The sequence below is a fragment of the Microbacterium enclense genome, assembly GCA_038182865.1.
Classification (GTDB): domain Bacteria; phylum Actinomycetota; class Actinomycetes; order Actinomycetales; family Microbacteriaceae; genus Microbacterium; species Microbacterium enclense_B.
In genome coordinates, this window is sequence record CP116226.1 from 4,035,527 (window position 1) to 4,059,867 (window position 24,341).

26 protein-coding genes are annotated in these 24,341 nt (G+C 71.3%); 13 read left to right on the forward strand and 13 right to left on the reverse strand.

The genetic code is table 11. The features are described from left to right. Positions 1-26: 26 nt before the first annotated feature. Entirely contained in the window at positions 27-896 is an 870-nt protein-coding gene (locus tag PIR02_19165) for a siderophore-interacting protein (protein WZH36842.1), read from the forward strand. A gap of 244 nt (positions 897-1,140) precedes the next feature. On the opposite strand, the gene PIR02_19170 is transcribed toward PIR02_19165, so the two are convergent. The 3 genes from PIR02_19170 to poxB all read right to left on the reverse strand — a co-directional run bounded on the left by PIR02_19170 (position 1,141) and on the right by poxB (position 3,489). Next, entirely contained in the window at positions 1,141-1,278 is a 138-nt protein-coding gene (locus PIR02_19170; protein WZH36843.1) for a hypothetical protein, read from the reverse strand. Positions 1,279-1,366: 88 nt separating this feature from the next. Then, positions 1,367-1,756 (reverse strand): ribonuclease inhibitor, encoded by a 390-nt coding sequence (locus tag PIR02_19175; GenBank protein WZH36844.1) that lies wholly within the window; start codon positions 1,754-1,756, stop codon positions 1,367-1,369. An 8-nt stretch (positions 1,757-1,764) separates the two neighbouring features. Next, a complete protein-coding gene (gene poxB / locus PIR02_19180; GenBank protein ID WZH36845.1) occupies positions 1,765-3,489 on the reverse strand; it encodes a ubiquinone-dependent pyruvate dehydrogenase in 1,725 nt (574 codons plus the stop codon). A gap of 210 nt (positions 3,490-3,699) precedes the next feature. Between poxB and PIR02_19185 the strand changes: the two genes are divergently transcribed. After that, positions 3,700-4,602, forward strand: a complete 903-nt coding sequence (locus PIR02_19185; protein ID WZH36846.1) for a hypothetical protein — start codon at positions 3,700-3,702, stop codon at positions 4,600-4,602. Here PIR02_19185 and PIR02_19190 read toward each other — a convergent pair. Then, complete coding sequence (locus PIR02_19190; GenBank protein ID WZH36847.1) at positions 4,599-5,375, reverse strand: AraC family transcriptional regulator; 777 nt, start codon at positions 5,373-5,375, stop codon at positions 4,599-4,601. The two genes, PIR02_19185 and PIR02_19190, sit on opposite strands and share 4 nt — an antisense overlap. Positions 5,376-5,424: 49 nt before the next feature. Between PIR02_19190 and PIR02_19195 the strand changes: the two genes are divergently transcribed. Beyond that, on the forward strand, positions 5,425-5,865 hold the full coding sequence (locus tag PIR02_19195) for a DUF2000 domain-containing protein (protein WZH36848.1): 441 nt from the start codon (positions 5,425-5,427) through the stop codon (positions 5,863-5,865). A gap of 8 nt (positions 5,866-5,873) precedes the next feature. Here the strand turns inward: PIR02_19195 and PIR02_19200 are convergent, their stop codons facing one another. From PIR02_19200 to PIR02_19210, 3 genes are read right to left on the reverse strand one after another with little or no spacing between them, the layout of a single operon-like run. Further along, entirely contained in the window at positions 5,874-6,098 is a 225-nt protein-coding gene (locus tag PIR02_19200) for a hypothetical protein (GenBank protein WZH36849.1), read from the reverse strand. A gap of 32 nt (positions 6,099-6,130) precedes the next feature. After that, positions 6,131-6,796 (reverse strand): response regulator transcription factor, encoded by a 666-nt coding sequence (locus PIR02_19205; GenBank protein ID WZH36850.1) that lies wholly within the window; start codon positions 6,794-6,796, stop codon positions 6,131-6,133. Further along, on the reverse strand, positions 6,793-8,061 hold the full coding sequence (locus PIR02_19210; protein ID WZH36851.1) for a histidine kinase: 1,269 nt from the start codon (positions 8,059-8,061) through the stop codon (positions 6,793-6,795). The genes PIR02_19205 and PIR02_19210 overlap by 4 nt, the downstream gene beginning before the upstream one ends. A 132-nt stretch (positions 8,062-8,193) precedes the next feature. On the opposite strand from PIR02_19210, the gene PIR02_19215 reads away from it, so the two are divergent. Together PIR02_19215 and PIR02_19220 are read left to right on the forward strand one after the other, a co-directional pair. Further along, positions 8,194-8,901 carry an ABC transporter ATP-binding protein gene (locus PIR02_19215; protein WZH36852.1) on the forward strand — a complete coding sequence of 236 codons (708 nt, stop codon included), beginning with the start codon at positions 8,194-8,196 and terminating at the stop codon, positions 8,899-8,901. Further along, positions 8,898-10,196 (forward strand): FtsX-like permease family protein, encoded by a 1,299-nt coding sequence (locus PIR02_19220; protein WZH36853.1) that lies wholly within the window; start codon positions 8,898-8,900, stop codon positions 10,194-10,196. The genes PIR02_19215 and PIR02_19220 overlap by 4 nt, the downstream gene beginning before the upstream one ends. Positions 10,197-10,266: 70 nt before the next feature. On the opposite strand, the gene PIR02_19225 is transcribed toward PIR02_19220, so the two are convergent. Both PIR02_19225 and PIR02_19230 read right to left on the reverse strand, forming a co-directional pair. Next, on the reverse strand, positions 10,267-10,620 hold the full coding sequence (locus tag PIR02_19225; GenBank protein WZH36854.1) for a YnfA family protein: 354 nt from the start codon (positions 10,618-10,620) through the stop codon (positions 10,267-10,269). A 52-nt stretch (positions 10,621-10,672) separates the two neighbouring features. After that, complete coding sequence (locus PIR02_19230; GenBank protein WZH36855.1) at positions 10,673-11,656, reverse strand: hypothetical protein; 984 nt, start codon at positions 11,654-11,656, stop codon at positions 10,673-10,675. A gap of 148 nt (positions 11,657-11,804) precedes the next feature. Between PIR02_19230 and PIR02_19235 the strand changes: the two genes are divergently transcribed. Continuing rightward, the gene (locus PIR02_19235) at positions 11,805-12,794 is read left to right on the forward strand and encodes a putative zinc-binding metallopeptidase (protein WZH36856.1); all 990 of its coding nucleotides are present in this window, start codon (positions 11,805-11,807) and stop codon (positions 12,792-12,794) included. 8 nt (positions 12,795-12,802) lie between these two features. On the opposite strand, the gene PIR02_19240 is transcribed toward PIR02_19235, so the two are convergent. The 3 genes from PIR02_19240 to PIR02_19250 all read right to left on the reverse strand — a co-directional run bounded on the left by PIR02_19240 (position 12,803) and on the right by PIR02_19250 (position 15,185). Next, positions 12,803-13,495 (reverse strand): response regulator transcription factor, encoded by a 693-nt coding sequence (locus PIR02_19240; protein ID WZH36857.1) that lies wholly within the window; start codon positions 13,493-13,495, stop codon positions 12,803-12,805. 87 nt (positions 13,496-13,582) lie between these two features. Further along, complete coding sequence (locus PIR02_19245) at positions 13,583-14,647, reverse strand: histidine kinase (GenBank protein WZH36858.1); 1,065 nt, start codon at positions 14,645-14,647, stop codon at positions 13,583-13,585. A gap of 7 nt (positions 14,648-14,654) precedes the next feature. Further along, complete coding sequence (locus PIR02_19250; protein ID WZH36859.1) at positions 14,655-15,185, reverse strand: hypothetical protein; 531 nt, start codon at positions 15,183-15,185, stop codon at positions 14,655-14,657. A 97-nt stretch (positions 15,186-15,282) separates the two neighbouring features. On the opposite strand from PIR02_19250, the gene PIR02_19255 reads away from it, so the two are divergent. The 3 genes from PIR02_19255 (at position 15,283) to PIR02_19265 (ending at position 17,183) form a co-directional block, all read left to right on the forward strand. Further along, positions 15,283-16,203: an oxidoreductase gene (locus tag PIR02_19255; GenBank protein WZH36860.1), complete on the forward strand. Its 921-nt coding sequence runs from the start codon at positions 15,283-15,285 to the stop codon at positions 16,201-16,203. A gap of 29 nt (positions 16,204-16,232) precedes the next feature. Next, complete coding sequence (locus PIR02_19260; protein ID WZH36861.1) at positions 16,233-16,691, forward strand: hotdog domain-containing protein; 459 nt, start codon at positions 16,233-16,235, stop codon at positions 16,689-16,691. Between the two features lie 156 nt (positions 16,692-16,847). Continuing rightward, on the forward strand, positions 16,848-17,183 hold the full coding sequence (locus PIR02_19265; GenBank protein WZH36862.1) for a hypothetical protein: 336 nt from the start codon (positions 16,848-16,850) through the stop codon (positions 17,181-17,183). 31 nt (positions 17,184-17,214) lie between these two features. On the opposite strand, the gene PIR02_19270 is transcribed toward PIR02_19265, so the two are convergent. Then, positions 17,215-17,883 carry a FadR/GntR family transcriptional regulator gene (locus tag PIR02_19270; GenBank protein ID WZH36863.1) on the reverse strand — a complete coding sequence of 223 codons (669 nt, stop codon included), beginning with the start codon at positions 17,881-17,883 and terminating at the stop codon, positions 17,215-17,217. 163 nt (positions 17,884-18,046) lie between these two features. On the opposite strand from PIR02_19270, the gene PIR02_19275 reads away from it, so the two are divergent. The 4 genes from PIR02_19275 (at position 18,047) to PIR02_19290 (ending at position 23,968) form a co-directional block, all read left to right on the forward strand. Continuing rightward, a complete protein-coding gene (locus PIR02_19275; protein ID WZH36864.1) occupies positions 18,047-19,783 on the forward strand; it encodes a 2-isopropylmalate synthase in 1,737 nt (578 codons plus the stop codon). A gap of 44 nt (positions 19,784-19,827) precedes the next feature. Beyond that, positions 19,828-20,502: a DUF998 domain-containing protein gene (locus PIR02_19280; protein WZH36865.1), complete on the forward strand. Its 675-nt coding sequence runs from the start codon at positions 19,828-19,830 to the stop codon at positions 20,500-20,502. Continuing rightward, positions 20,499-21,086 (forward strand): helix-turn-helix domain containing protein, encoded by a 588-nt coding sequence (locus tag PIR02_19285; GenBank protein WZH36866.1) that lies wholly within the window; start codon positions 20,499-20,501, stop codon positions 21,084-21,086. The genes PIR02_19280 and PIR02_19285 overlap by 4 nt, the downstream gene beginning before the upstream one ends. Positions 21,087-21,247: 161 nt before the next feature. Further along, complete coding sequence (locus PIR02_19290) at positions 21,248-23,968, forward strand: hypothetical protein (protein ID WZH36867.1); 2,721 nt, start codon at positions 21,248-21,250, stop codon at positions 23,966-23,968. Positions 23,969-24,341: the final 373 nt, after the last annotated feature.

Consider the following 24,341-nt stretch of genomic DNA (forward strand, 5'->3'; position numbering starts at 1 on the left):
AGGCTTCGTCGCTGGGCGGGGACCGGATGCCTCCGCGCGCCGAGACGGGGACCGTGCCCGAGGCTCCCGGCGAGGCGGCGTCCGCTGCTCCTCGTCCGTGGGAGTACAGTGCCTTCCCCGTCGCCGTGGCCCGGCGCGAGATGATCTCACCGAACTTCCTGCGTCTCACCTTCGCCGGCGACGCGCTGCAGCACTTCGCGCCGTGGGGCATCGACCAGCGGATCAAGCTCGTGCTGCCTCTGCCGAGCGGCGGCCTCGCCGATTTCGGTCTGCTCGCCGAGCCGACCCCGCACCCCGCCGACTGGTACACGCGGTGGAAGGCACTGCCGCCGGACGAACGCAACGTCCTGCGCACCTACACGCCCGCCGCGATCCGCCCCGAGGCCGGTGAGCTCGACGTGGACATCTACCTGCACTCCCCCGACGGTCCCGCGTCGCGCTGGGCGCGCGGAGCGCGCGTGGGCGAGACGCTCGTGATCACGGGCCCGGATATCCGCAACGGCTGGACGGGGTACGGCATCCATTGGCAGCCGCCCGAGGAGTACACGTCGTTCCTCCTCGTCGCGGATGAGACGGCGATCCCCGCCGTCCGGAACATCGCGCTCTCGCTCCCGCCGGCAGCGCGCGGACTCGCGATCGTCGAGATCCGCGATCGGGACGACGATGTCACCCTCGCGGAGCTCGGGGCGCGGGTCGACGTGCGCGTCGTGGGGCGGGGCGAGACCGAGGACGCCGTGCGTGCCTGGGCCTCACCCGACGTCGACATCGCGTGGCTCGCCGGGGAGTCCGGCGTGGTCACCGCCTCGCGGCGTGTGCTCGTGCGCGAACTCGGTGTGCCGCGGGAGCGGGTCGCGTTCCTCGGGTACTGGCGCGAGGGCGGGGCGCTGGTCGGCTGACTCCGGGCGGCGCGGGGCGCGCGCGGGCGCGGGGCCGGGCGCGCGCGCGGGCGCGGGGCGGGGCGCGCGCGGGCGCGGGGCCGCGCGGAGCGCGTGCGAAACTCCTGAGTTTCCGGGTCCTCGAACGGATGAGCGGCGCCGCGTCGCCACCGCGAGCCGGTTTCTCAGGAGTTTCGCACAGCGCAACCGCGCCACCGGGGCGCGGAAGCACGCCCGCATCACGGCGGAGCACGGGAGACGCGCCTCAGGGCGCCGACAGCAGATCCGGCAGGAGCGGCGGTGCCTGGCGGTGACGCGTCTGCTGCTCGAACGCGTACGCGAGGCCGATGAGCTTCTGCTCGGCGGAGGGCTCGGCGAGGAACCCGGTCGCAGCGAGCGTCACGAGGATCAGAGCAGCCGGGAGCGGCCTACAGGGAGAAGATGTCGACCGCGATATTTCGGCAGCACCGGGGGAACGCGCCGCCGACACCTCAGGCGAGCACGAGCTCGATGTTCTCGTGGTCGGCGAAGACCCGCCGGACGAGCTCGAAGTACGTCTCGCCGGCCCCGGCGTCGAGAGCGTCGAGGGCTCTCTGCGCCGGAGCCACCGCGAACACCGCGGGCCGCGCGACCTTCCCGCGGTAGTACTCCCGCGTCGTCTCGACACCGAGCGCGGCGCGCGACACGGCGTGATCGGCCCACACCACGCGCACCGGAGCAGACCCGTCGAGCTCCCCGAATCCCCCGTACAGCAGGTCATCGAGGGCGTCGAGACTCTCCCCCAGCGTCCACTCCTCATCCGGCATGAACACGCGGTTCAGTTCCCGGTAGAGAGCCGGGATGCCATCAATCCGCGCCCCCTCGATCCGCAGCGTCTGCACGGCGCCGGTCAGAACAGCTGACGGAAGTTCGTCGCGGCGAGGTCGATCAGTTCGTCTCCGCGCCCCGACAGAACGGTGCGGATCGCATAGAGCGTGAAGCCCTTGGCCTGCTCGAGCGTGACCGAGGGCGGCATCGACAGCTCCTGACGCGCCGTCTTCACCGAGACGAGCGCGGGCCCCTCGTGCGCGAGCGCGGCGGACAGCGCCGCCTCGAGGTCGTCCGACTCGTCGACCCGGAAGCCCGTGAGCCCGATCGCCTCGGCGACCGCGGCGAAGTCGGGGTTCTTCAGATCCGTGCCGAAAGTGACGAAGCCCGCGGCCTTCATCTCGAGCTCGACGAAGTTCAACGACGAGTTATCGAACACGACGACCTTCACCGGCAGCTTGTTCTGCACGATCGTGATGAGCTCACCGAGGAGCATCGCGAGCCCGCCATCGCCCGCCAGAGCAATGACCTGCCGGTCGGGGAACGCCGACTGGGCCCCGATCGCGTGCGAGACGGCGTTGGCCATCGTCCCGTGCGAGAACGACCCGATGAGTCGACGTTCGCGCGTCATCGTCAGGTACCGCGCCGCCCAGACGACGGGCGAGCCGACGTCGGGGATGAAGACGGCGTCGTCGGCGGCGAGGCGGTCGAGCGTCCGCGCCACGAACTGCGGGTGCAGCGGCTTGCCGCGCCCCGCGGGAACCGCGAGGTCGTCGAGCTTCGCACGCGTCGTGCGGTAGTGCTCGCGCGCCTCGTCGGCGTGGCGCGAGGACTTCGCCTCGGTCAGCAGCGGCAGCAGCGCCTGGACCGTGTCGCGGACGGTGCCGACCAGACCGATGTCGACCGGATGCCGCCGCCCGAGCTGCGCACCCCGGACGTCGACCTGGATGTGGGTGGCGCGCTGCGGGTAGAACTGCGGGTACGGGAAGTCGGTTCCGAGCATCAGCACCACGTCGGCGTCCTCCATCGCGCGGTAGCCCGACGAGAAGCCGAGCAGACCCGTCATGCCGACGTCGTAGGGGTTCTCCCACTCGATGTGCTCCTTGCCGCGCAGCGCGTGCACGACGGGTGCCTGCAGACGCGCGGCGAGCTCGACGACCTCCTCGTGCGCGCCGGCCACACCCGCTCCGGCGAGGATCGTGACCTTCTCGGCGGCATTGAGCGCGTCGGCGGTCCGGCGGAGTTCGTCGTCGGAGGGGAGGATGCGAGGGGTCGCGCGCTCGATCGCGACGACACGGTCGTTCTTCGCCTTCGCCAGGAGAACGTCGCCCGGGATGACCAGCACGGCCACGCCCCGCTTCTCGATCGCCTCGCGCATCGCGATCTCCAGCAGCCGCGGCATCTGCACCGGGTCTGCGACGTACTCGACGTACACGGAGCACTCGCGGAACAGCTCCTGCGGGTGCGTCTCCTGGAAGTAGTTGGTACCGATCTCGGCCGTCGGGATGTGCGCAGCGATCGCCAGGACCGGAACCCGCGAGCGATTCGCGTCGTAGAGACCGTTGATGAGGTGGAGGTTGCCGGGGCCGCAGCTGCCCGCGCACACCGCCAGCTCACCCGTCAGTTCCGCCTCGGCCGCGGCGGCGAAAGCGGCCCCCTCCTCGTGCCGCACGTGCGCCCACTGGATCACGCCGTCTCGGCGGATGGCATCCGTGAAGCCGTTCAGCGAATCTCCGGGGAGACCGTAGACGCGGGCGACGTTCTGACGGCGAAGGAAGGCGACGATGTTCTCGGCGACGGTGGTCACGGTTGGTCCTTTCGGCGAGGGTGCGGAGGCTGTCGGTCGTGTCGGTGATGCCTCCCGCGCCCCACGCTACGCCTGCCGCGACGGCGGTGGGCGGACCCTGCGAGCACCCCCGATCTTCGACGGCGGTGGACGACCCGGGCACCGGGCGCGCCGGTGCGCTGGTCGCCGCGCGGAGACCGCGAGTGCTGAAATCGAGGTGTGAGTTCACCGATGGATCCCTATCCGCTCCCGCGCGCGTGGAGGACGACCCCCGCTCGGCCGCGGTCCATCACGGCCACCACGCTTCTCGGTGCGACGTGCGTGCTGCTCGCGGTCGGCCTGTGGGTGGCCCTGGCGGCGGATCAGGCGCTCATCGCGATCGTGTTCGTCCTGTTCCTGCTCGCTCTCTCGGTGGGAATGGCGGTCGGCGGCGACCGCTCCGGGGGCGAGCGGGCACGACCCGAGTTGATCAACGCTCTCGCACTCACCCGCGCCGAGACACAGCCGATCGACTCGTGGGTGTACTTCTTCCGTCAACGCACTCCCACCCTGACCTCTGCCCTCTGGCTGATCGCCGGGGGCGGAGTGAGCGTCATCGCCTCCGGCGTCCTGATCGCACGCTCCCTGCAGGTCGGGGGCACGGCTCTTCTCGCCCTCATCGGCCTCGTCCCCCTGGCTCTCGCCGCCGCTGTCGTCGTTCTCGCCGGGAGCAACACCGTCGGCGTCCGCTCGCGGGCGCGATGGTTCGCGCGGCGACCGCGCGGCCTCGCGGTGGGCCGTTCCGGGGTCACGCTGTACTCGCTCGACGCGGTGACGTTCGACACCACCTGGTCGTGGGACGAGATCGTCGAGATCGAACCGGAGGCGATCATCACGGCGCGCGGCGGCAATGTCACCCCGCGGCTCCGCCTCGGCATCCGCTCCCCCGGCGCGACGGAGGTGGAGCGGTTCGACGTCCCCGTCAGCGAACTCGAGGCGCACGCCTGGCTGGTGTACTCGACCCTCCGTTTCTGGTCCGAGCACCCTGACCTCCGCGACGACCTCGACACGAGTCGCGCGCAGGAGCGCATGGAGCACTGGATGACCGCGCTGGCCCCCACGGCCGACACGCGCCGCGACGAGAAGCGCTCCTAGGCCGCACGGATCGCGCCAGGCGTCACGCCCCACACGCGCCGGAAATGCCGGGCCAGGTGTGCCTGGTCGTGGAAGCCGGTTCGCGCCGCGACGTCGGCGGGTCGGCCTCCCTCCCCCAGAAGACGCCGCGCAGCATCGACCCGTCGACCGACGAGATAACGGTGCGGGGCGATGCCGTACGTGTGCGAGAACACCCGGACGAGGTGGCTGGGGTGGGCGCCGAGTTCGGCCGCCGCCTCGGCGATCGTGAACGACTCGGTGTAGCGGTCGTCGAGCAGGGCCCGGAGGCGCCGGGCGAGGGGCGCGTCGTGACGGGCGGGCGCGGACGAACCGGCGTGCGCGAGCACCGCCTCGCGGACGGTGAGCAGCCAGTGCTCGGCGGCCATCTCGTCGCCCGGGCGGGCGAGCGCGGCGTGCACTCGCTGGGCCGCGGTCTGGGCGGGCGCGTTCGTGAGGGTCGGCCGGTCCGCGATCCGCGCGGCGGCGCCCGCGTCGAGCCAGTCGCCGCGGAGGTAGAGCACCTGCTTGCGGTAGCCCGAGCCTTCGACCGCCGGGCGCCCGTCGTGCGCGATCCCGGGCGGCAGCAGCGTCACCGCGGTCGGGGTCGCCTGGTGCTCGGCGCGGTCGAGGGCGTAGGTCACCGCTCCCCGATCGACGAGCATCACGGCCCAGTCGTCGTGCGTGTGCGGCGGATAGCTGTGGGCGAAGCTGGCGTGATAGACCTCGCGCAGCATCGGAACATCCGGATGCCACGCCCGCACCCGTTCATCCATGCAAGAAACGTACAAGACACCCCGCATGCCGGGGGCCGAGGCTGGAGACATGACCGATGCCGCTTCGTCTTCCGCCCCGCTCTTCGACACGAAGGTGGTCGTCGTCCTCGGCGAGGACCTCGCACCGTGGCAGGAGCTCAACATCACGGCCTTCCTGATGACCGGGATTGCGACCAGCGCTCCCGACCTCGTCGGCGAGCCCTACGGCGACGCCGACGGCACGCAGTACTCCCCGATGCTCCGTCAGCCCGTGATCGTGCTGACCGCGGATGCCGAGACGCTCTCGCGTGTGCGAGCCAAAGCCGCGGCGCGCGGCGATGTCGCCCTCGCGATCTACACCCGCGAGCTGTTCACGACCTCGCACGATGCGGCCAACCGGGCCGCCGTCGCCGCCGTCCCGTCCGCGGATCTCGACCTCGTGGGTGTCGCGCTGCGGGGGCCGCGCAACGCGGTGGACCGGATCGCGAAGGGAGCGCGGTTCCACGTGTGAGGCGCGGGTCAGCCCGCCGAGCCCGCGCCGAGTCTCGCCTCGAGCACGGCGATCCGCTGCTCGAGGAAAGCGACGTATTCGGCCGTGTACGCGAGCTTCGCTTCGAGACGGTCGAGGCGCGGGGCGACGTGCCCCACGTTGTAGTGCAGGGGCGTCTTGAGCGGGTGGTCGGCGTCGATGGCCGCCAAGACGGCGGGGAGACGGGTCGTCGGGTCACCGGAGGGAATGGTCATGGGGCCAGTCTCGCGCCCTGCGGGCGTATCTGTCACCGCCCCGGCGCGAGCAGGCCGCTCTCGTAGGCCGCGATCACGAGTTGCGCCCGGTCGTGGGCGCCGAGCTTGAGCATCGTGTTCTTCACGTGCGTCTTCGCGGTGTGCGGCGAGATGAAGAGGTGCGCGGCGATCTCGTCGTTCGAGCGACCGCGGGCGACATGCAGCAGCACCTCCCGCTCGCGGTCGGTGAGACCGTCCAGGGTGACGGGGGCCGGCGCGTCGGACGAACCCGTGGTCCGCACGTACTTCTCGATCAGCGCACGGGTCGCGACGGGTGAGAGCAGCGCCCCACCCTCGTGCACCGACAGCACGGCCCGCACGATGTCGTCGGGTTCGGCGCCCTTGCCGATGAAGCCGCTCGCCCCGGCCCGCAACGCCGCCACGACGTAGTCGTCCTCCTCGAAGGTCGTGAGGATCAGCACCCGGGTATCGGCCAGCACCGGATCGGCGCAGACGAGCGCGGTCAGCTCGATGCCGTCTCGACGCGGCATCCGGATGTCCGACACCACGACGTCGGGACGGAGCCGCCGTGCGAGCTCGACCCCGGCCTCGCCGTCGGCCGCCTCGCCGATGACCGAGATCCCCTCGGCCGAATCGAGCAGGTCGCGCACAGCGGTCCGGATGAGGGCCTGGTCGTCGACGACGATGACGGTCGTCATGACGCCTGCTCTCCCGAGGGCGCGGGCGCGGGGGACGTCTCGGGCGATCGCCGGGGCCGCGACGCGGGCTGTCCCGCGGGCGCGGGAAGGGGAAGGCGGGCGGCGAGACGATAGCCGCCGGGAGCGAGCCCCGCCTCCAGCGTGCCCTTGACCGCCTCGACACGCTCCCGCAGCCCCACCAAGCCGAAGCCCGACGGGGGCAGGTCGTCGCCGGCAGGCCCGGGCATGCGGTCGATGGGATTGGTCACGACGACCTCCAGGTCCTCTCCGTCGCGGCGCAGCAGCACGTGCGCACGACGGGTGGTGCCGTGCTTGAGGGCGTTCGTGAGCCCTTCCTGCACGAGGCGATAGGCCACGATGTCGACACCCAACGGGATGCCGGCGGCTTCGGCATCCGTCCCGATCTCGTCGCGCACCACGATGTCCCACCCGGCGACGCGCACCGACTCGACGATCTCGGGCACCCGCGCGAGTCCGGGCTGGACCAGGACCTGCGCATCGTCGGGCGCGCGCAGCACGCTCATCATCGTGCCGATCTCGCCGAGCACGTCGCGCGAGGCGGTGCGGATGGTGGCGAGGGCATCGCGAGCGCGATCGGGACGAGTCTCGAGCGTCGAGGTCGCGACCCCGGCGTTCAGACTGATCACCGAGATACGGTGCGCGACGGCGTCATGCAGGTCGCGGGCGATCCGCAGGCGTTCCTCGGTGACGCGGCGGCGCGCCTCGGACTCGCGCGTCTCTTCGGCGCGGCGGGCACGCTCGACCACGGCGTCGACGTAGGCGCGGCGCGAGCGGGCCGCATCGCCCAGGGCTCCGGCGAGCGCGAGCGAGAGGGCCACCTGGAGCACGCGGGTGTCCACGCCCGTCACGAGAGACACGATCACGCCCGTCGACAGCACCGCGACCACGGCGGCGACCGTGGCGACGATCGAGGGGCGACGTTGCGTGCGATGCGCCACGCCGTAGGTCGCGACGACCATGGCCACCGCCCCGCCCGGAGAGAGCGTGCCGAGTGCCAGGGCCGCCGCCCAGGCCGCCACGCAGACGGCGAGCACCGTCCGCGGCAGGCGGCGCCGGAACGGGAGGGCGAGGACGGGCAGCAGGACGAGGGCGAACGCGAGGGGGCTGGAGGGCCGCATCTCGGCGAAAGGGAGGGGGGCGAAGGCGGGACCGGCGACGAGCACCACGACGACGAGATCGATGAGCCACGGACGGCCCGCCCACGGCCAACGGGGCACCGGTTCGCTCGTCTCGTCGGGCCTCACTGCTCCAGTCTCGCGCGTCCCGCCGCCCCCGGCCATCGCCCGACGGGGGCATTCGCGAATCCCCCACGCGGGGTAGACGATCGCCCCACCGGCGGGACGCGGCACGGCACACCGTCGAGCGAGGGTGAGGGCATGGCATCCGACCCTCCTCCCCCGCTCCTCTCGGTCACCGATCTGCACAAGTCCTACGGTCGCGGCTCCGCGCGCTTCGAGGCCCTTCGCGGGGTGGATCTCGACATCCATCGCGGCGAGAGCGTCGCGATCGTCGGCAAGAGCGGATCGGGCAAATCGACGCTCATGCACCTGCTCGCTCTGATGGACGCGCCGACTCGCGGCACCGTCCGCCTCGACGGAGTGGATGCCACGACCCTGCGCGGTCGTCGGCTCAACCGCACCCGCAACCGGACGTTCGGGTTCGTGTTCCAGCAGTTCTTCCTCACGCCCAGCGCCTCGGTGTTCGACAACGTCGTGCTGCCGCTGAAGATCGCCGGCGTGGGTCGCGCGGAACGCGCCCGCCGCGGGAAAGCAGCGCTCGCCGAGCTCGACATGGGCGACAAGGCACGCAACAAGGCCACCGCCCTGTCGGGCGGGCAGAAGCAGCGCGCGGTCATCGCGCGCGCCCTCGTGAACGATCCGCAGGTGATCTTCGCCGACGAGCCCACCGGCAATCTCGACACCGCCACCGGCGCGGTCGTGGAGGACATCCTGTTCCGGCTCAACCGCGAGCACGGCATCACCCTGATCGTCGTCACCCACGACGAGGACCTCGCCGCGCGCTGCGATCGGCGCGTGCAGATCCGCGACGGCGTGATCGTCGCCGACGAACGGAGCGCCGCATGAAAACCCTCGACCTCGTCGCCACGGCCGTAGCGAACACCTTCCGTTCCAAGACCCGCACCGTCCTCACCGTGCTCGCGATCTTCGTCGGCGCGTTCACCCTGACGATCACGAACGGCCTCGGCACGGGCATCAACGCGTTCATCGACAGCACCGTCTCCTCGATCGGGGCCACCGATGTGCTGACCGTGACCAAGACGACCGCGACGACCTCCAGCGGCCCGCAGAAGTACGACCCGGATGCCGTCGCCTCGGCGCATCAGACCGGAGGACGCCCCGGCGGCGGGGGCGAGGTGACGGCCCTCACCGATCAGGACATCACGGCGATCTCGGAGATCGCGGGCGTGGAGAAGGTCGTGCCCGTGACCTCCGTGTCGATCGACTACGTCGAGGCCGCCGGCGGCGACCCGTACGTGGCCCAGGTGGGGAGCCTCGTCGCCGGGCAGACTCCGCAGATCGCCGACGGGACCGCACCCGACGACAGCTCCGACGCCCTGCAGGTCGCGCTCCCGTCCGCTCTGGTGACGCCTCTCGGCTTCGCTGACGCGGCGGACGCCGTGGGAGCGACCGTGACGATCGCGGTGACCGACCCGGTGCGCACGCAGCACCTCGTCGAGGCCACGGTGAGCGGAGTGACCGAGGACGCGTTCGGCGGCACGACCTCGCTCACGACGAACTCCGCACTCGAGAAGACCCTGTTCTCGCTGCAGAACACCGGGGTTCCCGCCGACCAGCTCGACCGCTACGCCTCGGCGAGCGCGACGGTGTCGTCGACGGCGACCGCCGCGCAGATCGACCAGGTGAAGACCGCGCTGAGCGACGCGGGGTACACGGGGACGACGGTCGCGGATCAGCTCGGCACGTTCGAGTCGGTGATCAACGGCATCGTGCTGGTCCTCAACGCGTTCGCGATCATCGCGCTGCTCGCGGCGAGCTTCGGCATCGTGAACACCCTGCTCATGTCGGTGCAGGAACGCACCCGCGAGATCGGCCTGATGAAGGCGATGGGCATGGGCAGCGGCCGGATCTTCTCGCTCTTCAGTCTCGAGGCGATCTTCATCGGGCTGCTGGGCAGCGCCCTCGGCGCGGTCATCGCGATCGGAGTGGGCACCGCGGTGAGCGCTCAGCTCGCGGCGAGCCTGTTCAGCGACCTGCCGGGGCTGCAGCTCATCGCGTTCGACCCGGTGTCGATCCTCGTGACGACCCTCGCGGTGATGGGGATCGCGTTCCTCGCGGGGACGCTCCCGGCGGCGCGGGCCGCACGCGCCGATCCCGTGGAGTCTCTGCGCTACGAGTGACGGCGGAGCGGGCGGCGGGCCTCCGGGTCTGCCGCCCCGCCCGGCGCGGACCGCCGGGGCATGGCATCCGTCACGAGATCTCCCCCGCGGCCTGCTGGCCGGGCGCGAGGACGATGATCGCGGCACCGACGAGCGCGATCGCCGAACCCACGTAGTCCCATGTCGTCGGCCGGAAACCGTCGACGACGATCCCCCACGCCAGCGAGCCGGCGATGAACACTCCTCCGTAGGCGGCGAGGACGCGCCCGAAGTGCGCGTCGGGCTGCAGCGCCGCGAAGAACCCGTAGGCGCCGAGCGCGACGATGCCGAGCAGCGCAAGCCACCACCCGCGGTTCTCGCGAACGGCCTGCCAGATCAGCCAGGCACCCCCGATCTCGGCCACGGCGGCCACGACGAACAGGACGACGATCCGGGCGGTGGTCATCCCGCCATTATCCGCGGGAGCACCCGCGCCGGCGGGCGCAGCCCACCGCGCGTCACACCCGCGCCAGTGTCACCTCGCCCGTCCGGTTCCGTCGCGCCGACGACACCTCCAGGCCCGCCCCCTCGAGCATGCGCACGAGGCGCGGTGGAAGCTCCGGGACGGTCGGAGCGGACCCCGCCGGTCGACGCGCCATCCCCACCAGCAGCACCAGGCCTGTGCCCTCGGCCGGGCGGACGACGATCCTGGTGGGGGCGTTCAGGGAGGACACGAACAGGGTCCGGATGCCGTTGAGCGGCGCGTCGATCAGCGTGCGGCCGTCCGTCCGGCGCACGCGCACGCCGCCCGGGCCGAGCCGCACGTCCACCTCCACCGTCCGTGACCGCGCGACCGCCCGGACCACGAGGGACACCGGCAGCCCGACGGTCCACCCGAGGATCAGGAGCAGTGCCATCGGCCCCACGCGCTGGGCGACATCGGTGAAGACGAGCAGGAAGACCGCCATCGCGCTCGCCGCCAGCACGCCGAGCATCGCCGACACGGTGAGATACGTCGAGCGACGCAGCGCGACCACCGGCAGACGCAGCGTCCACGCGTCGCCGTCGCGTCGCCACTCGGGTTCGACGAGCTGAGCGGCACGGCGCTCGGAGGCCGCCTGAACGGCAGCGGTCGCACGGCTGATCAGGGCGAGCCAGATCCAGCCCGCAAAGGTGATCGCCGCGTACGAGAGAGCGGTCCGCAGCGTCGGCGGGACCGGCACCGGCCACGGTCCGGGCTGCACGACCGCGAACAGCACCAGCCCGGCAAGAGCCGACAGGACGACGTGGACGACCACCGAGAGAGCCGTCGAGCGGGTCCGGAACAGTGCACGCACGACCGCGTGCGCGACCGCCCATCCCGCGAGCGACGACAGCAGGAAGCCCCAGAAGTCGTGGCCGGTCCCGAGCAGCGGCAGTGCGACGACGATGCACACGACGGCCCAGAGAACCGGGTGCCCCAGCACGCGCCGCACGAGGGAACGCGTCGGGATCTGCGCCACGGCTCCCCCTCGCTCGTCCCCTCGACGCGGCGGCGTCGACCTGATGATTGTAGGGAAGCGGGTCCGCGCTCACATCGATCCGAGGGGCCGGGAGCCGTCGTCCGCAACCCTCCCCCCGGCAAGCCGGCGTCGTGACACGCTCAGGAACGTGAAGTCGTTTCGATGCCGTGTGTGCGGCAGCCCCCTGTACTTCGAGAACTCGGTGTGCGTCACGTGCCACACCCCCCTCGGTTTCTCCCGCGAGGAGCGCGAGATCGTCCCCGTCGACGACCGGGGTCGGTACGTCGACGCCGATGAGCGGGTGTGGCACGTGTGCCGCAACCTCGACCTGTCCGGCTGCACCTGGCTCACGCCCGTCGAGGGAGGGCAGTGCTCGGCGTGCGACCTCACACGCGTGCGCCCGAACGACGCCGACGCGAAGGGGCTGTCGCAGTACCCGGTCGCCGAACGCGCGAAGAGGTGGCTGCTCGTCGACCTCGATCGCCTCGGGTTCCCGGTCGTCGGCAAGGCGCAGGATCCCGAGCGCGGTCTGTGTTTCGACCTGCTGTCGAGCGTCGCCGAGAACGTGACCATCGGTCACGACGAGGGCGTCATCACGATCGACCTCGCCGAGAGCGACGACGCCTACCGCGTCCGCGTGCAGAAGCAGCTGGGTGAGCCCTACCGCACCATGCTCGGCCACTTCCGCCACGAGAGCGGACACTACTTCGAGTGGATCCTCGTCGAGGGCACGGAGCGGATCAGCGAGGCGCGCGAGCTGTTCGGCGACGAGCGGGCCGACTACCAGGCCGAGATCGACCGCCACTACTCGGAGGGCCCGCCGTCCGACTGGCCCGAGCGGTACATCTCCACCTACGCCACCATGCACCCCTATGAAGACTTCGCCGAGACATGGGCGCACTACCTGCACATCACCGACACCGTCGAGACAGCGCACGCGTACGGTCTCTCACACGGCGCCGACGACGCGGCATCCGTCTCGTTCCGGTCGGTCGTGACGGAGATCTGGATGCCGCTGGCGAACGCCCTCAACATGGTCAACCGCTCGATGGGCAAAGACGACCTGTACCCCTTCGCCCTGCCGGACCCCGTGCTCGACAAGCTCGATTTCGTCGCGTCGACACGGCCCGGAGCGTAGAACGGACGTCACTCGGAGCGCGCAGCGGCACCGTCGGGACCACGGCCTCGGACGAGAGCCACGGCGGCACGCCGATCCCGCACGCCGAGCTTGGCAAAGAGCGCGTTCACGTGCGTCTTCACCGTGGAGACTTCGACGAACAGCCGCTCCGCGACCTGCCCGTTCGTCAGCCCCTCGGCGACGAGCGCGAGGACGTCGATCTCGCGTCGCGTGAGCTGCGGGAAGCGAGAGAGGAGCTCGTCCGCGGGGGCGACCTCCGATCGCCGGGGGCGCACGAACGACCCCACGAGCGCGGCCCCCACCTCGGCGCTGAACGTCGACTGGCCGCGGGCGACCGACCGCACGGCCGCGGCGAGCTCTGCCCGGCCGGCATCCTTGGTCAGATAGCCCCGGGCCCCCGCGGCCAGGGCGGCCGCGATGGACTCGTCGTCGGCGAACGTGGTCAGCACGAGCACGGCCGCGGTCGGAACGTCGACGGCGAGCCGGGCCGTCGCGGCCACCCCGTCCGTGCGCGGCATCCGCAGGTCCATGAGAACGACATCCGGACGCTTCTGCACGGCGAGGGCGACAGCCTCCTCGCCGTCGGCGGCGGTGCCCACGACCTCCACGTCGGGCAAGAGGTCGAGCACCGTGGCCAGCCCGTCGCGGACGATCGCCTGGTCGTCCGCGACCACCACGCGGATCGGCGGATCGCCGGTCACGCCAGCGCCTCCTCGACGATGAGCACGAACGCGCCGCCGGCGGGTCGGACCCTCACGGTTCCGCCCCGGGGAAGAGCCTCCACGCGCTCACGCATGCCGCGGAGCCCGAAACCTTCCGGCACGCCCGCGTCCGAGGGCGCCGGCGGCACAGCCTCCGACGTCTCGTTCGCCACGGTGAGGCGCACCACCGACGGCTGCCAGTCGAGGCTCGCCGTGACGGGGCGTCCCGCCGCGACGACGGGCGTTGCTCAGGGCCTCCTGCAGGGCGCGCTGCAACGCCGTCGCCTGCGCCCGGTCGAGCGGGACGGGGACGCCGGTCGTCTCCCAGGCGATCTCTCCGCCGAGGGCGCGATGCATCGCGACGAGCTCGTCGAGACTCTTCTCGGTCTCCGGTGGCGCGACCGGAGTGTCCTCCGCCGCTGCCCTCTCGTCGTCCGGCCGCTGCCGAAGAGCGGACACGGCCCGTCGCGCTTCGCCGAGACCGGATGCCGCCAACTCGCGCGCCGCGGACACCCGGCCGCGCGCCGACGACGGCTCTCCCGCCTCGAGAAGGGCGTCCGCGGCATCCAGTTGGATGACGAGCCCGCCCAGGGTGTGCGCGAGAACGTCGTGCAGATCGCGCGCGAGCGCATTGCGGCCGGCCTCCTCCCGAAGCGCTCGCTCACGCTCCGCGAGGAGGGCGTCACGGCGCCGGGCCTGCGTGCCCTGACGCCGGCTGAACCCGGCGAGCACGCCGACGACGACGCCGGCGAGCATGCCCCCGAGCGCAGGAACCGACGTCGGCCACAGCACGGCGCCCGCGGCGGTCAGCGCCACACCTGCGCCGGCGATCACCGCGGCCCCGACGAGCGACACCTCCTCGTCGGCGACGAGCACCATGACGCAGACGGCGGCCGGGATCAGCGAGTTCGCCCCGGTCCCCGTCGCCGCGAGCGCTCCTGCGGCGACGGCGCACAGGGCGGCGGCGCGGGTGAGGCGCGCGGCGCGAATCGGGGCGAAGAGGAGCGCCGTACGCAGCACCCACGCCACCAGAGCCGTGATGCCCAGGGCGAGCGCCCACGGCGGGCGAGGCGCGCTGAGCAGACCCCAGGCGCACAGCGCGACGCCGAACGCCGTCAGGGCGGCGCCGAAGGCGGTCGGGCGGGCGGTCACGGCACCATCATCGCGCGGCGGCGCCGGGGCGGCGTGCACCGGCGACCGGAAGGTGTCCGAGACGAGCGGCGAGAACGGCGTTGCGAGCGGCCCGGTTGGCGGCGAACACCATCAGGATCACCCCGGCACCCGTCACCGCGTGGGCGCCCATCGCGGTCGCGGCCACGTCGACGCCGATGCGTACGAGCAGCAGAGCCGCCCAGAGCGCGAGCCCCCACCATCCGGTGCGGGATTCGACGACCGCGCTCTCGCCGCGGCGACCCGTGACGGGCCGATCAAGAGGACGGAAGTGCGCGAGCGCGCCCATCCATGCGCCGACGCCGAGGGCGAGGACGACCTCGATCACGAGCACAGCGACGTCGAGGCCGCCGATCGCGACGTCACCGCGGGCCAGGTTGACGATGCCGAGCACCGCGAGGATCAGCGGCGTTCGCCAGAGGCGCGACTGCTCGACGGGGCGCCATGTCGTCTGGCGGTATCCGAGCCAGCCGACGAGCAAGACGATGAGGACGATGTTCGCGAGCGTGTCGAGGTTCATGCTTCGAGACTCGTCCGCGCACGGTTCCCGCGCCTCCACCTCGGGGGTGGGGATCGGGTGGAGATCAGCAGACCGGCGCCTCGGTAACGTGGTCGAGGTGAGTGCAGACACCGAACGAGCGAGGGAAACCGGGGCGGACACGATCGCCGTCATCGGTCCGGGCGCGATCGGCACGACGATCGCGGCCGTCCTGCACGAGGCCGGTCGCACACCCCGTCTGTACGGGCGATCCCGGCGCGACGACCTCACGCTGCGCATCGACGGCGAACTCCTCCGGGTCCCGGGGCCCGTCGAGACCGATCCGACATCGGCCGCGCCCGCCGATGTCGTCTTCCTGGCCGTCAAAGCGACCCAGCTCGCCGAGGCCGCCTCGTCGTGGCTTCCGGCGGTGTGTCGTCCCGGGACGATCGTGTGCATCCTTCAGAACGGAGTCGAGCAGACCGCGGCCCTCGCCCCCTTCCTTCCCGAGGGCGCGACATCGCTCGCCTCCGTGGTCTGGTTCCCCGCCCAGGCGCGCCCCGACGAGACGGTGCAGCTCCGCGGCGAGCCGCACCTGAGCATCCCGGTGTCACCGGAGTCGGTGCGTGTCGTCGAGGCGCTGCGCGGCAGCCGATGCCGGGTCGACCTCGCCCCCGATTTCTCCGCTCTCGCGTGGCGGAAGCTGTTGCAGAACGCCGCCGCGGGACTCATGGCGCTGACGGGGCGTCGGGCGGGCATGTTCGCCCGCACGGACGTCGCCGAGTTGACCCTGGCGTACCTTCGCGAGTGCCTCGCCGTCGCACGCGCCGAGGGAGCGGAGCTCGACGACACGGTCCCGGCCGAGATCGTGGCACGCTTCCAGGCGTTCCCCGTCGACATGAGCACCTCGATCCTCACCGACCGCGAGGCCGGACGACCTTTGGAGTGGGACGCCCGCAACGGTGTCGTGTCGAGACTCGGCCGGCGCCACGGCATCCCCACCCCTCTCAGCGACGTCATCGCAACCCTGTTGGCCGTCACCAGCGATGGGCCCGGGTGACCCCCGGCCAGCCGGAGTAGCGTGGTCGAGTGACGGCATCGCAGTGGCACCCCTCGGAAGACGGCATCAACTTCCACACCCGCAAATGGGTCAAGCCGGAAGACCTCAACGCCAACGGCACCCTCTTCGGCGGCAGTCTGCTGCGGTGGATCGATGAGGAAGCCGCGATCTACGCGATCATCCAGCTCGGCAACTATCGGGTGGTCACCAAGCTCATCTCGGAGATCAACTTCGAAGCCTCCGCTCTGCAGGGCGACCTCATCGAGATGGGCCTGACGGCCACGCATTTCGGGCGGACGTCCCTGACCATGCGAGCGGTGGTCCGCAACATGATCACCCGCAAACGCATCCTCACGATCGAGCGCCTCGTGTTCGTGAGCGTCGGCGAAGACGGCAAGCCCACGCCGCACGGGTACACCGACATCACCTATGACCGCGACCGGATGCCGCGCGAGCATCCCGCCACGGGAAGCATCCGCGTGGGCTGAGCGGCTCCGTCAGCGGCCGGAGCACCCCTCCCGTGCCCGTCGCCGGCTGACCACCGCTGTGCAGAAGGGAAGCTGCTCACACGGAAGTGGAGCCCTTGTCTCCCCATTGACGAGTCCGCGTCGCGAGGCGGTCGGCGCGCGGGCGAGGATGACGTCATGGCTCGCGACGACGCCCGCGACCTCCTCGCCCACATTCTGGACCGCTGCGCCGCGACGGGAGGTCCGTTCTGGGAGACGACCGCCGAAGAGCGTGCCCGGGTGACGGCCGTCTTGGGCTCTCCCACGCTCGCCGTCCGGGTCGGGCAGCACAGTGAGGGCGAAGAGCTCATCGCCGACACGGCCGATCTCTTCCTGACGACGGCGATCATGGCCGAGATCGCGATCGACCTCGCCCGGCGGCCCCACGCCGGTCGCACACGCGAAGAGGCCATCTTCTCGATCCGCGAGTATGTGAGTCGCCTGCTGGGCGATGACCCGTCGCCACCGCCGTGACCGAACGGCGCAGGCGGCGGCGGCCTCGAGCTCAGGCGAATCCGGCCTTCAAGGCGTCGAGGTGCGTGCGCGTCGCCCGGGCGGCGATGTCGGGGCGACGATCCGCGATCGCGGTGACCATGTCGGCGTGAGCCGCGTGGTCACCGGCATGATCAGCGACGGGACGGAGCCGCAGCATGTCGACCATCGCCCGGCGCACGCGCGCGACGAATCCGTCGAACATCTCGGTGAGCACCTCGTTGTGCGCGGCGACGACGATCGCGCGGTGCAGGCGCATGTCGGCATCCACGTGTTCTTCGACACTCTGCCCCGGCGCCGTTCTCGTCGCCAGCGCACGTCTGATCGCGCGAAGATCGGCCGGGGTGCGACGAAGGGCGGCGAGCGCCGCGGTCTCGACCTCGATCGCGGTGCGCGCTTCCAGGACGGTGGCGATGTCGGCGCGGCGGAGGACATGTTCCCAGTCCTCGGCGGCATCGAGCGCCGTCACGTAGACGCCCGAGCCCTGCCGTGAGTCGAGCACACCGCGGCCCGCGAGCTGGCGAATCGCCTCGCGCACGGTCGAGCGACCGACGCCGAGCTGGGGCGCGAGCGTGGTCTCGCCCGGGAGCTTGGCGCCGAGTGCCCACTCCCCCGCGCGGACGCGCTCGAGCAGCACGTCGGCCGCCTGGTCGGCGAGGGGCACCCGTCTGAGGTCCGGCATTCAAACTCCTCAACTTGTCTGAGGACTTATGCTACCGTCTCCCCATGTCCTTCCGCGGATTCCTCCTTCTTCGTCGCCACGACGGGGCCTAGTCAGACCGGCTCCCCGTCGTGGAGCCGAACGTCGCGCCGGTCTCTCCCCCGACGCACGAAGGAATCCCGACATGACCACCCTCACCCCCACCTGGAACCGGCAGCGCCCTTCCGGCATGCCCTCCCATCGCTACACCGACGTGTTCTCACGCGTGGAGATCCCCCTGCGTGATGCGGAGCGACGCTGGCCCACCCGGCGGATCACCCACGCACCCCTCTGGGTCCCCGTCGACCTGCGCGACGGCAATCAGGCCCTTGCCGAACCCATGGACCCCGAACGCAAGCGACGCTACTTCGAACTCCTGGTGCGGATGGGCTACACCGAGATCGAGGTCGGCTACCCGTCCGCTTCGCAGACCGACTTCGACTTCGTCCGACTCATCGCCGAGACCGACATCGCCCCCGACGACGTCACGATCGTCGTCTTCACCCCGGCCCGTCGCGACCTCATCGAACGCACCATCGCCTCGATCCGTGGCATCCGCAACGAGGTCGTCATCCACCTCTACACCGCGACGGCTCCGACGTGGCGTGACACCGTGCTGGGGAAAGATCGCGACGAGCTGCGAGAGCTCATCCTCCGCGGCGGGCACGACGTGTGGGAGCTCGCCGGCCACCTCCCGAACGTGCGGTTCGAGTTCTCCCCCGAGGTCTTCACCCTCACGGAACCCGACTACGTCCTCGAGGTCTGCGACGCGATGACCGAGCTGTGGGATGCCACGCCCGAGCGCCCCGTCATCCTGAACCTGCCCGCCACCGTCGAGGTCGCCACCCCTAACGTGTACGCCGATCAGATCGAGTACATGCACACGCACCTCGCCCGCCGCGACGCGGTGATCCTCTCCGTGCACCCGCACAATGACCGCGGCACGGGCGTCGCGTGCGCCGAGCTCGCCGTCCTCGCCGGGGCGCAGCGCGTCGAGGGGTGCATCTTCGGCAACGGCGAGCGCACCGGCAACGTCGACCTCGCGACGCTCGCCCTGAACCTGCACGCGCAGGGCGTCGATCCGATGATCGACTTCTCCGACATCGACGCGATCCGCCGGACCGTCGAGCACTGCAACCGCCTCGAGGTGCCCGCGCGGCATCCGTACGTCGGCGACCTCGTGCACACCGCATTCAGCGGGACGCATCAGGATGCCATCCGCAAGGGCTTCGCCGAGCATCGCGCCCGCGCGGTCGCCGAGGGCCGCGACGAGCGCGAGATCGCCTGGCGCGTGCCCTACCTGCCGATCGACCCGGCCGACATCGGCCGCACGTACGACGCCGTCATCCGCGTGAACTCGCAGTCGGGCAAGGGCGGCGTCGCGTATCTGCTCGAGACGGAGTACGGCGTCGAGCTGCCCCGGCGTCTGCAGATCGACCTGTCGCACCACGTGCAGCGCCACACCGACGCCACCGGCGACGAGGTGGCGGCCGCCGACGTCTGGGCGATCTTCGTCGGGGCGTATCTGACCGGGTCGAGCGACGCCGTCCGCCTCTCGTCGCTGCGGGTCGATGGCGCAGGCACGCACGTCGACGTCGCGGTCGATGGCACCGAGCACCACGGCCTCTCGGAGACCGGGCCCGTCGACGCGCTCGTGCGCGCGCTCTCCGCGAGCGGGATCGAGCTCGACATCCTGTCGCTGCACCAGACCTCGCTGCGCGCGGGAGCGGATGCCGAGGCCCTCACCCTCCTCGAGTACCGCCACCCCGACGGCACGGCGTGGGCGGCCGGACGCGACGGGTCGGTGCTCGACGCCACAGTGGAGGCGGTGGTGCGCGCCGCGAACGCGGTGGCGGCGGCACGGAAAATCGCGGCGAGATGACGGCGGGGGGATCGACCGCGTCCCAGCGGACTAATATGGTCCGCATGCGACCAATTCAGTCCAGGAGCGCCGTGCTGTGGATCATCGCGGCGGCCGTGTACCTCGTCGCGGAGGCGGTGAGCGCGACCGTCTTCCCCGGCTACTCGTACGCGACGAACTACATCAGCGACCTCGGTGTCCCCGACGTCGGGACGTTCCAGGGCCGTGCCATCGACTCTCCCCTGCACGTCGTCATGAACGTCGCGTTCATCCTGCACGGCGTGCTCTTCGCAGCGGCGGCGCTCCTCACCGCGCGAAGCAGCGGCTGGCGACCCGGCGCGCGCCGATCTTTCGTCGCCCTGGCGCTCGTCCACGCGGTCGGGATCATCCTCGTCGGCGTGTTCCCCGGGAGTCAGACGAACGCCGACAACGGGCTCATCGTGTTCCATGGCCTCGGGGCCGGGATGGCGATCATCGCGGGGAATGCCGCCGCCGTCGTGGCGGGATTCACGCTGCGCCGGCACAACCCTCGGTGGCTCGGCCCGGCGTCGATCACCCTCGGAGTCGTCGGTCTCGTCGGGCTGGTCATGCTCCTCGTCGACTCGAACTCCCCCGCCATCACCCTGCTGCCCGATGGCGCGTGGGAGCGTCTGGCGGTCTACGCGATCCTCGTCTGGGAGGCCCTCGCGGGCATCACGGCGCTCGCGACGCGAGAGCGCCGTGACCGGGTGCGCGCGTGACCACCGTTCGCCGCGTCCGCCCCACGCCGGCGGAGATCGACGAGGCGATCCTGGATGCCACCGCCGCGCTGGTGGCGCGACGCGGAACGCGCGAGACCTCGGTGCAGGCCGTGGCCGACGCCACCGGCTTCTCCAAGACGGGCCTGCTCCGGCGGTTCCCCTCGAAGGACGCTCTGCTCGATGCCGCCGTGGAGCAGTGCGTGCGCCTGACCGAGAGCGTGCACGACCGCGTCGTCGAACTGGACGACGGCCCCGAGAGAGATCGAGCGAGCATCGCGGGACTCACCGACCTCGCTCTCCGCCATCGCGGGTGGGCGCAGGTGGTGCTGGCATCCATCCCGCCCATCGCCGACGAGCGGCTCCGACCGGGCCTGGCGCGCATCGGCGACCTCGTGTCGGAGATGTTCCGCCTCGACGACCGCAGCACCTTGGCCCGACGTGCGCGCGTGACCGGAGCCCTGGGCGTGCTCGTGACACTCTCCCTGACCTACCAGGAGGAGACGACGGCGGAGGCGGCGCGGCCCGTGATCACCGAGATCTGCGCGGACGCGCTCGGCCTCCCCGCACCCGAGCGTGACCGGTGAGCGGACGGGAATCGCGGTGCTGACCTTCGACGAGGGCTGATCCCCATCTGCGCCGCTCGACGCGCTCTCGTCGCTCCGCAGGGATCAGACGGCGGCGCCGATCGCACCCGGAGCCGTGCCGCACAGGCGTCTCCCACACAGCCGCCGCATAGCATCGGTTCATGGGGGACGAACGTCGGCGTACCAATTTCCTGTACCGCACGAGGTGGGTGGTCCCGGTGCTCGCGGTCGCCCTCGCGGCTCTGTCCGCGGGTCTCGGCCAGGTGGCGCAAGCCCGGATCCTCGCGCAACCCGACAAGCCGATCACCTTCGTCGTCGACGAGGGCCTCCCGTACGGCATCACCCAGGAGAAGGTGGATGCCGCAGCCCGGGGGCGCGCGCTGAGCTACGAGCCGTTCACCATCGTGATCGTCGAGCGCGCACTCACCTGGGAGGAGTACGACGACGGTGAACTCCCGGACGGCGCCGACGTCATGCTCTCCGTCGGTGTCGATCAGGACGACCCCGATCTCGTCCTCCCCGCGGGCTCCCGCGCCTCGGTGGCGAAGGTGGCGGCCGACGGCGACTCGATGGCCCACTACAGAGTGGCCACCGAGATCCGGGAGACCTTCCTCAACAACCTGACGCAGGGTCACGGTCCGAACGCCGTCGTGGGCGCCGCCCTGACCGCCGCCTCCCGCTCCTTCGACGGGGGCCCGCGGTCTCCCGTGCTGTGGGTCTCGCTCGCCGCGCTGCCGCTGCTCGTCGGGCTGTTCATGATGGCGCTCTGGGCGCGTTACCTCGCGCGGGAACGCACCCGACGGCGGATCTTCTCCCGGGCTCGACTGGAGCTCGCCCGCGTCGTGCTCGAGCTCGACCTCCTCGAAGCGCACGTCGACATCGCGGGGGCCGAGCTGGATCGGGGCGCCCGGGGCAGCGCCCGCAACGTCGCGAAGAACGTCAAGGAGAAGCTGCGCACGGACTGGTCCACGATCCGTGAAGACAGCCTCGACCTCGCGCACGAGGAGCAGGTGCTCACGCGCGAACTCCTCGATCCGTCGACCCGGGTGCACGAGAGAGGAGCCCCCGAGGAGCCGCTCGACCTCTCGACGTTCGCGAAGCGCACCGCGGCTCTCCGCCGCCGCGCCGACGCTCTCGTCGCCGCCTCGTCCCTGCGCGTCGGGCACGCCGCGGGCGGCACGATCCTCGGTCAGATCGCCCTGACCACGACGCTCCCCGTCGACGACGTCCTCGCCCGCCCGGAACTCCTCTCCGCCACGGAGGCCGAGAACCTGCGCAGGCAGCGCGGCGATCTCCTCGCCCTCGTCCGCGAGGCGGACACCGCCGTCGAAAGCGACGACGGCCCCGAGATCGTCGTCCGTCACGCCGAACTGATGACGCGATGGCGCGCCGCCGAACGCCGCCTCGCGGTGGCGCTGACGAAGATCCAACACCGGCTCGAGAAGAAGATCCCCCGCGGAACGACGTCGCACGTCGCCGCCGGAGTCCTCGATGAACGCCTCGCGGATCGGACGCGCGTGGCCACGGGCGGGTCGTCGGACACGGTGGACGAGCTCCGCGCCTCCCTCGACCTGACTCCCCGGAAGGGGCTTGTACCCGCCCATTACGCGGAGCGGATCCTCCTGATCGCCGAGGCGATCGACGGCGGAAAGAGGGGCAGCACCCGCCCGCGGCGGGCGGGCAGCGGCATCCCGATCGACAAACTCGCCCCGGATTTCACACCCCTCGCCGTCGTCGGGCTCCCCGTGATCGCGGCGCTGATCGCCGGCTTCACCGCGACGTCCGCGATGGATCGCGGCGACGCCACCTCCGGACGCGAGCTCACCGACGACGTCCCCCTCGCCAGCCTCCGGATCGTCGGCGATCCCGCACTACTGCCCGCCTACAACGACCCGAACGATGCCGAACGCGAACCCCCGAACATCGAGACGCTGTCGCTGGACTTCGTCCGGGATGCCATGGAGCGAACCGCGGAGCGCAGCGACGACGACGCACTGTTCCCCGACAAGCTCGACCTGGCCGTCGCCCTCCTCCCCATCGACGACTACGTCGCGGTGCTCCCGAACGACGAGATCGAGAACGGGGTGAAGATCGACTACTTCGACCTCCTCGAGGCGTACACGCGCATCAAGGCGGAGGTGGAGGCAGAGGTCCCCGGGACCGTCGACCCCGAGACCGGGGACGTGCGTCCCGGTCACGCGATCCTCCCCTTCTGGATTCGCGACGACGGCTCGTACGGCGTCGGTCTCGCCCTCACGGGAACGCTGAGCACGGGGACGGACAGCCGTCTCGGGGCGTACGACTTCGTGGCCACGCAGCCCCGATTCACCAACGAGCCGGGAGAGGACTGGGCGCTTCCCGCGGGCTGGGTCGTGACCTCGGCACTGATCGACCTCGCCCGTCAACTCGAGTACAACAACCTCAAGGCCTCTTCCCTCACCCCGGCCGCGCTCTTCTGGGTCGTGGCCCTGGCGACCTGGACCGGCGTTCAGGCCTTCGCGATGATCCTGTGGTCGCTCGCTCAGCTGCTGCTGCGCAACGCCGGGTCGCGTCAGACGCGGAGGGAGGTGCGCGCCCTCCGCGACAAACTGAACGCCCTGGCGCTGGGCCTCGATCTTTCCCGGCTGGATGCCGTCGCCGTCCTCGGCACCGCCGATCACCACCGCGGTCGGGCGGCCGAGGCCGACCAACAGCTCTATGAGACGGTGCTCTTCACCGCCTGGCGCGAGGTCCAAGCGCTCGAGGCCCTCCCGCGCCGGGAGCAGCGCGGACCGGAGTGGCGCGAGCGCGTCGAGCGGATGGGAACGGTGATCGACGCGCTCGCGGAGCGCGAGGCCGGGGTGGCGGAGCGCGCCCTCGTCTTGCTCCGGTCGTACAGCTGATCCGGCGACCGCGGATGCCTCCCCCGCCCGGGGGGGGAGGCAGGGTCGTCGGTCACGCCATCCCGACCACAATCGGCTTGATCCCCGCCATCTTCGGATCAATCCATGCCGTTGCCGAGTGCCCCCTCCTCGCCGGTTCTACCGTGACGAGAGGGGCACGAATGCGTCCGCGCATCAGCGAGGGGGAACGTCATGGCCGACGAAAAGGCGCAATCGATCACATTCGTCGCGAGGCCGGCGACCCCCGGGGCCCTCCGCACCCACAGCGACACCGGGCCTGAGGGACGCGACATGACGGCGATGAGGAGCGGCACCCGCCGGCAGCGCGAAATGACCTCTGGCTCAGCGAGCGGGAGAAGGATCCGGGCGATCG

What these genes read in the sequence shown, in the direction of transcription:
- PIR02_19270 (WZH36863.1), bottom strand. Translation starts at nt 17,883, where the DNA reads ATGCCGGACCTCAGACGGGTGCCCCTCGCCGACCAGGCGGCCGACGTG.
- PIR02_19205 (WZH36850.1), bottom strand. Translation starts at nt 6,796, where the DNA reads ATGACGACCGTCATCGTCGTCGACGACCAGGCCCTCATCCGGACCGCT.
- PIR02_19215 (WZH36852.1), top strand. Translation starts at nt 8,194, where the DNA reads ATGGCATCCGACCCTCCTCCCCCGCTCCTCTCGGTCACCGATCTGCAC.
- PIR02_19250 (WZH36859.1), bottom strand. Translation starts at nt 15,185, where the DNA reads ATGAACCTCGACACGCTCGCGAACATCGTCCTCATCGTCTTGCTCGTC.
- PIR02_19225 (WZH36854.1), bottom strand. Translation starts at nt 10,620, where the DNA reads ATGACCACCGCCCGGATCGTCGTCCTGTTCGTCGTGGCCGCCGTGGCC.
- PIR02_19275 (WZH36864.1), top strand. Translation starts at nt 18,047, where the DNA reads ATGACCACCCTCACCCCCACCTGGAACCGGCAGCGCCCTTCCGGCATG.
- PIR02_19195 (WZH36848.1), top strand. Translation starts at nt 5,425, where the DNA reads ATGACCGATGCCGCTTCGTCTTCCGCCCCGCTCTTCGACACGAAGGTG.
- PIR02_19165 (WZH36842.1), top strand. Translation starts at nt 27, where the DNA reads ATGCCTCCGCGCGCCGAGACGGGGACCGTGCCCGAGGCTCCCGGCGAG.
- PIR02_19220 (WZH36853.1), top strand. Translation starts at nt 8,898, where the DNA reads ATGAAAACCCTCGACCTCGTCGCCACGGCCGTAGCGAACACCTTCCGT.
- PIR02_19200 (WZH36849.1), bottom strand. Translation starts at nt 6,098, where the DNA reads ATGACCATTCCCTCCGGTGACCCGACGACCCGTCTCCCCGCCGTCTTG.
- PIR02_19185 (WZH36846.1), top strand. Translation starts at nt 3,700, where the DNA reads ATGGATCCCTATCCGCTCCCGCGCGCGTGGAGGACGACCCCCGCTCGG.
- PIR02_19290 (WZH36867.1), top strand. Translation starts at nt 21,248, where the DNA reads ATGGGGGACGAACGTCGGCGTACCAATTTCCTGTACCGCACGAGGTGG.
- PIR02_19280 (WZH36865.1), top strand. Translation starts at nt 19,828, where the DNA reads ATGCGACCAATTCAGTCCAGGAGCGCCGTGCTGTGGATCATCGCGGCG.
- PIR02_19265 (WZH36862.1), top strand. Translation starts at nt 16,848, where the DNA reads ATGGCTCGCGACGACGCCCGCGACCTCCTCGCCCACATTCTGGACCGC.
- PIR02_19190 (WZH36847.1), bottom strand. Translation starts at nt 5,375, where the DNA reads ATGGATGAACGGGTGCGGGCGTGGCATCCGGATGTTCCGATGCTGCGC.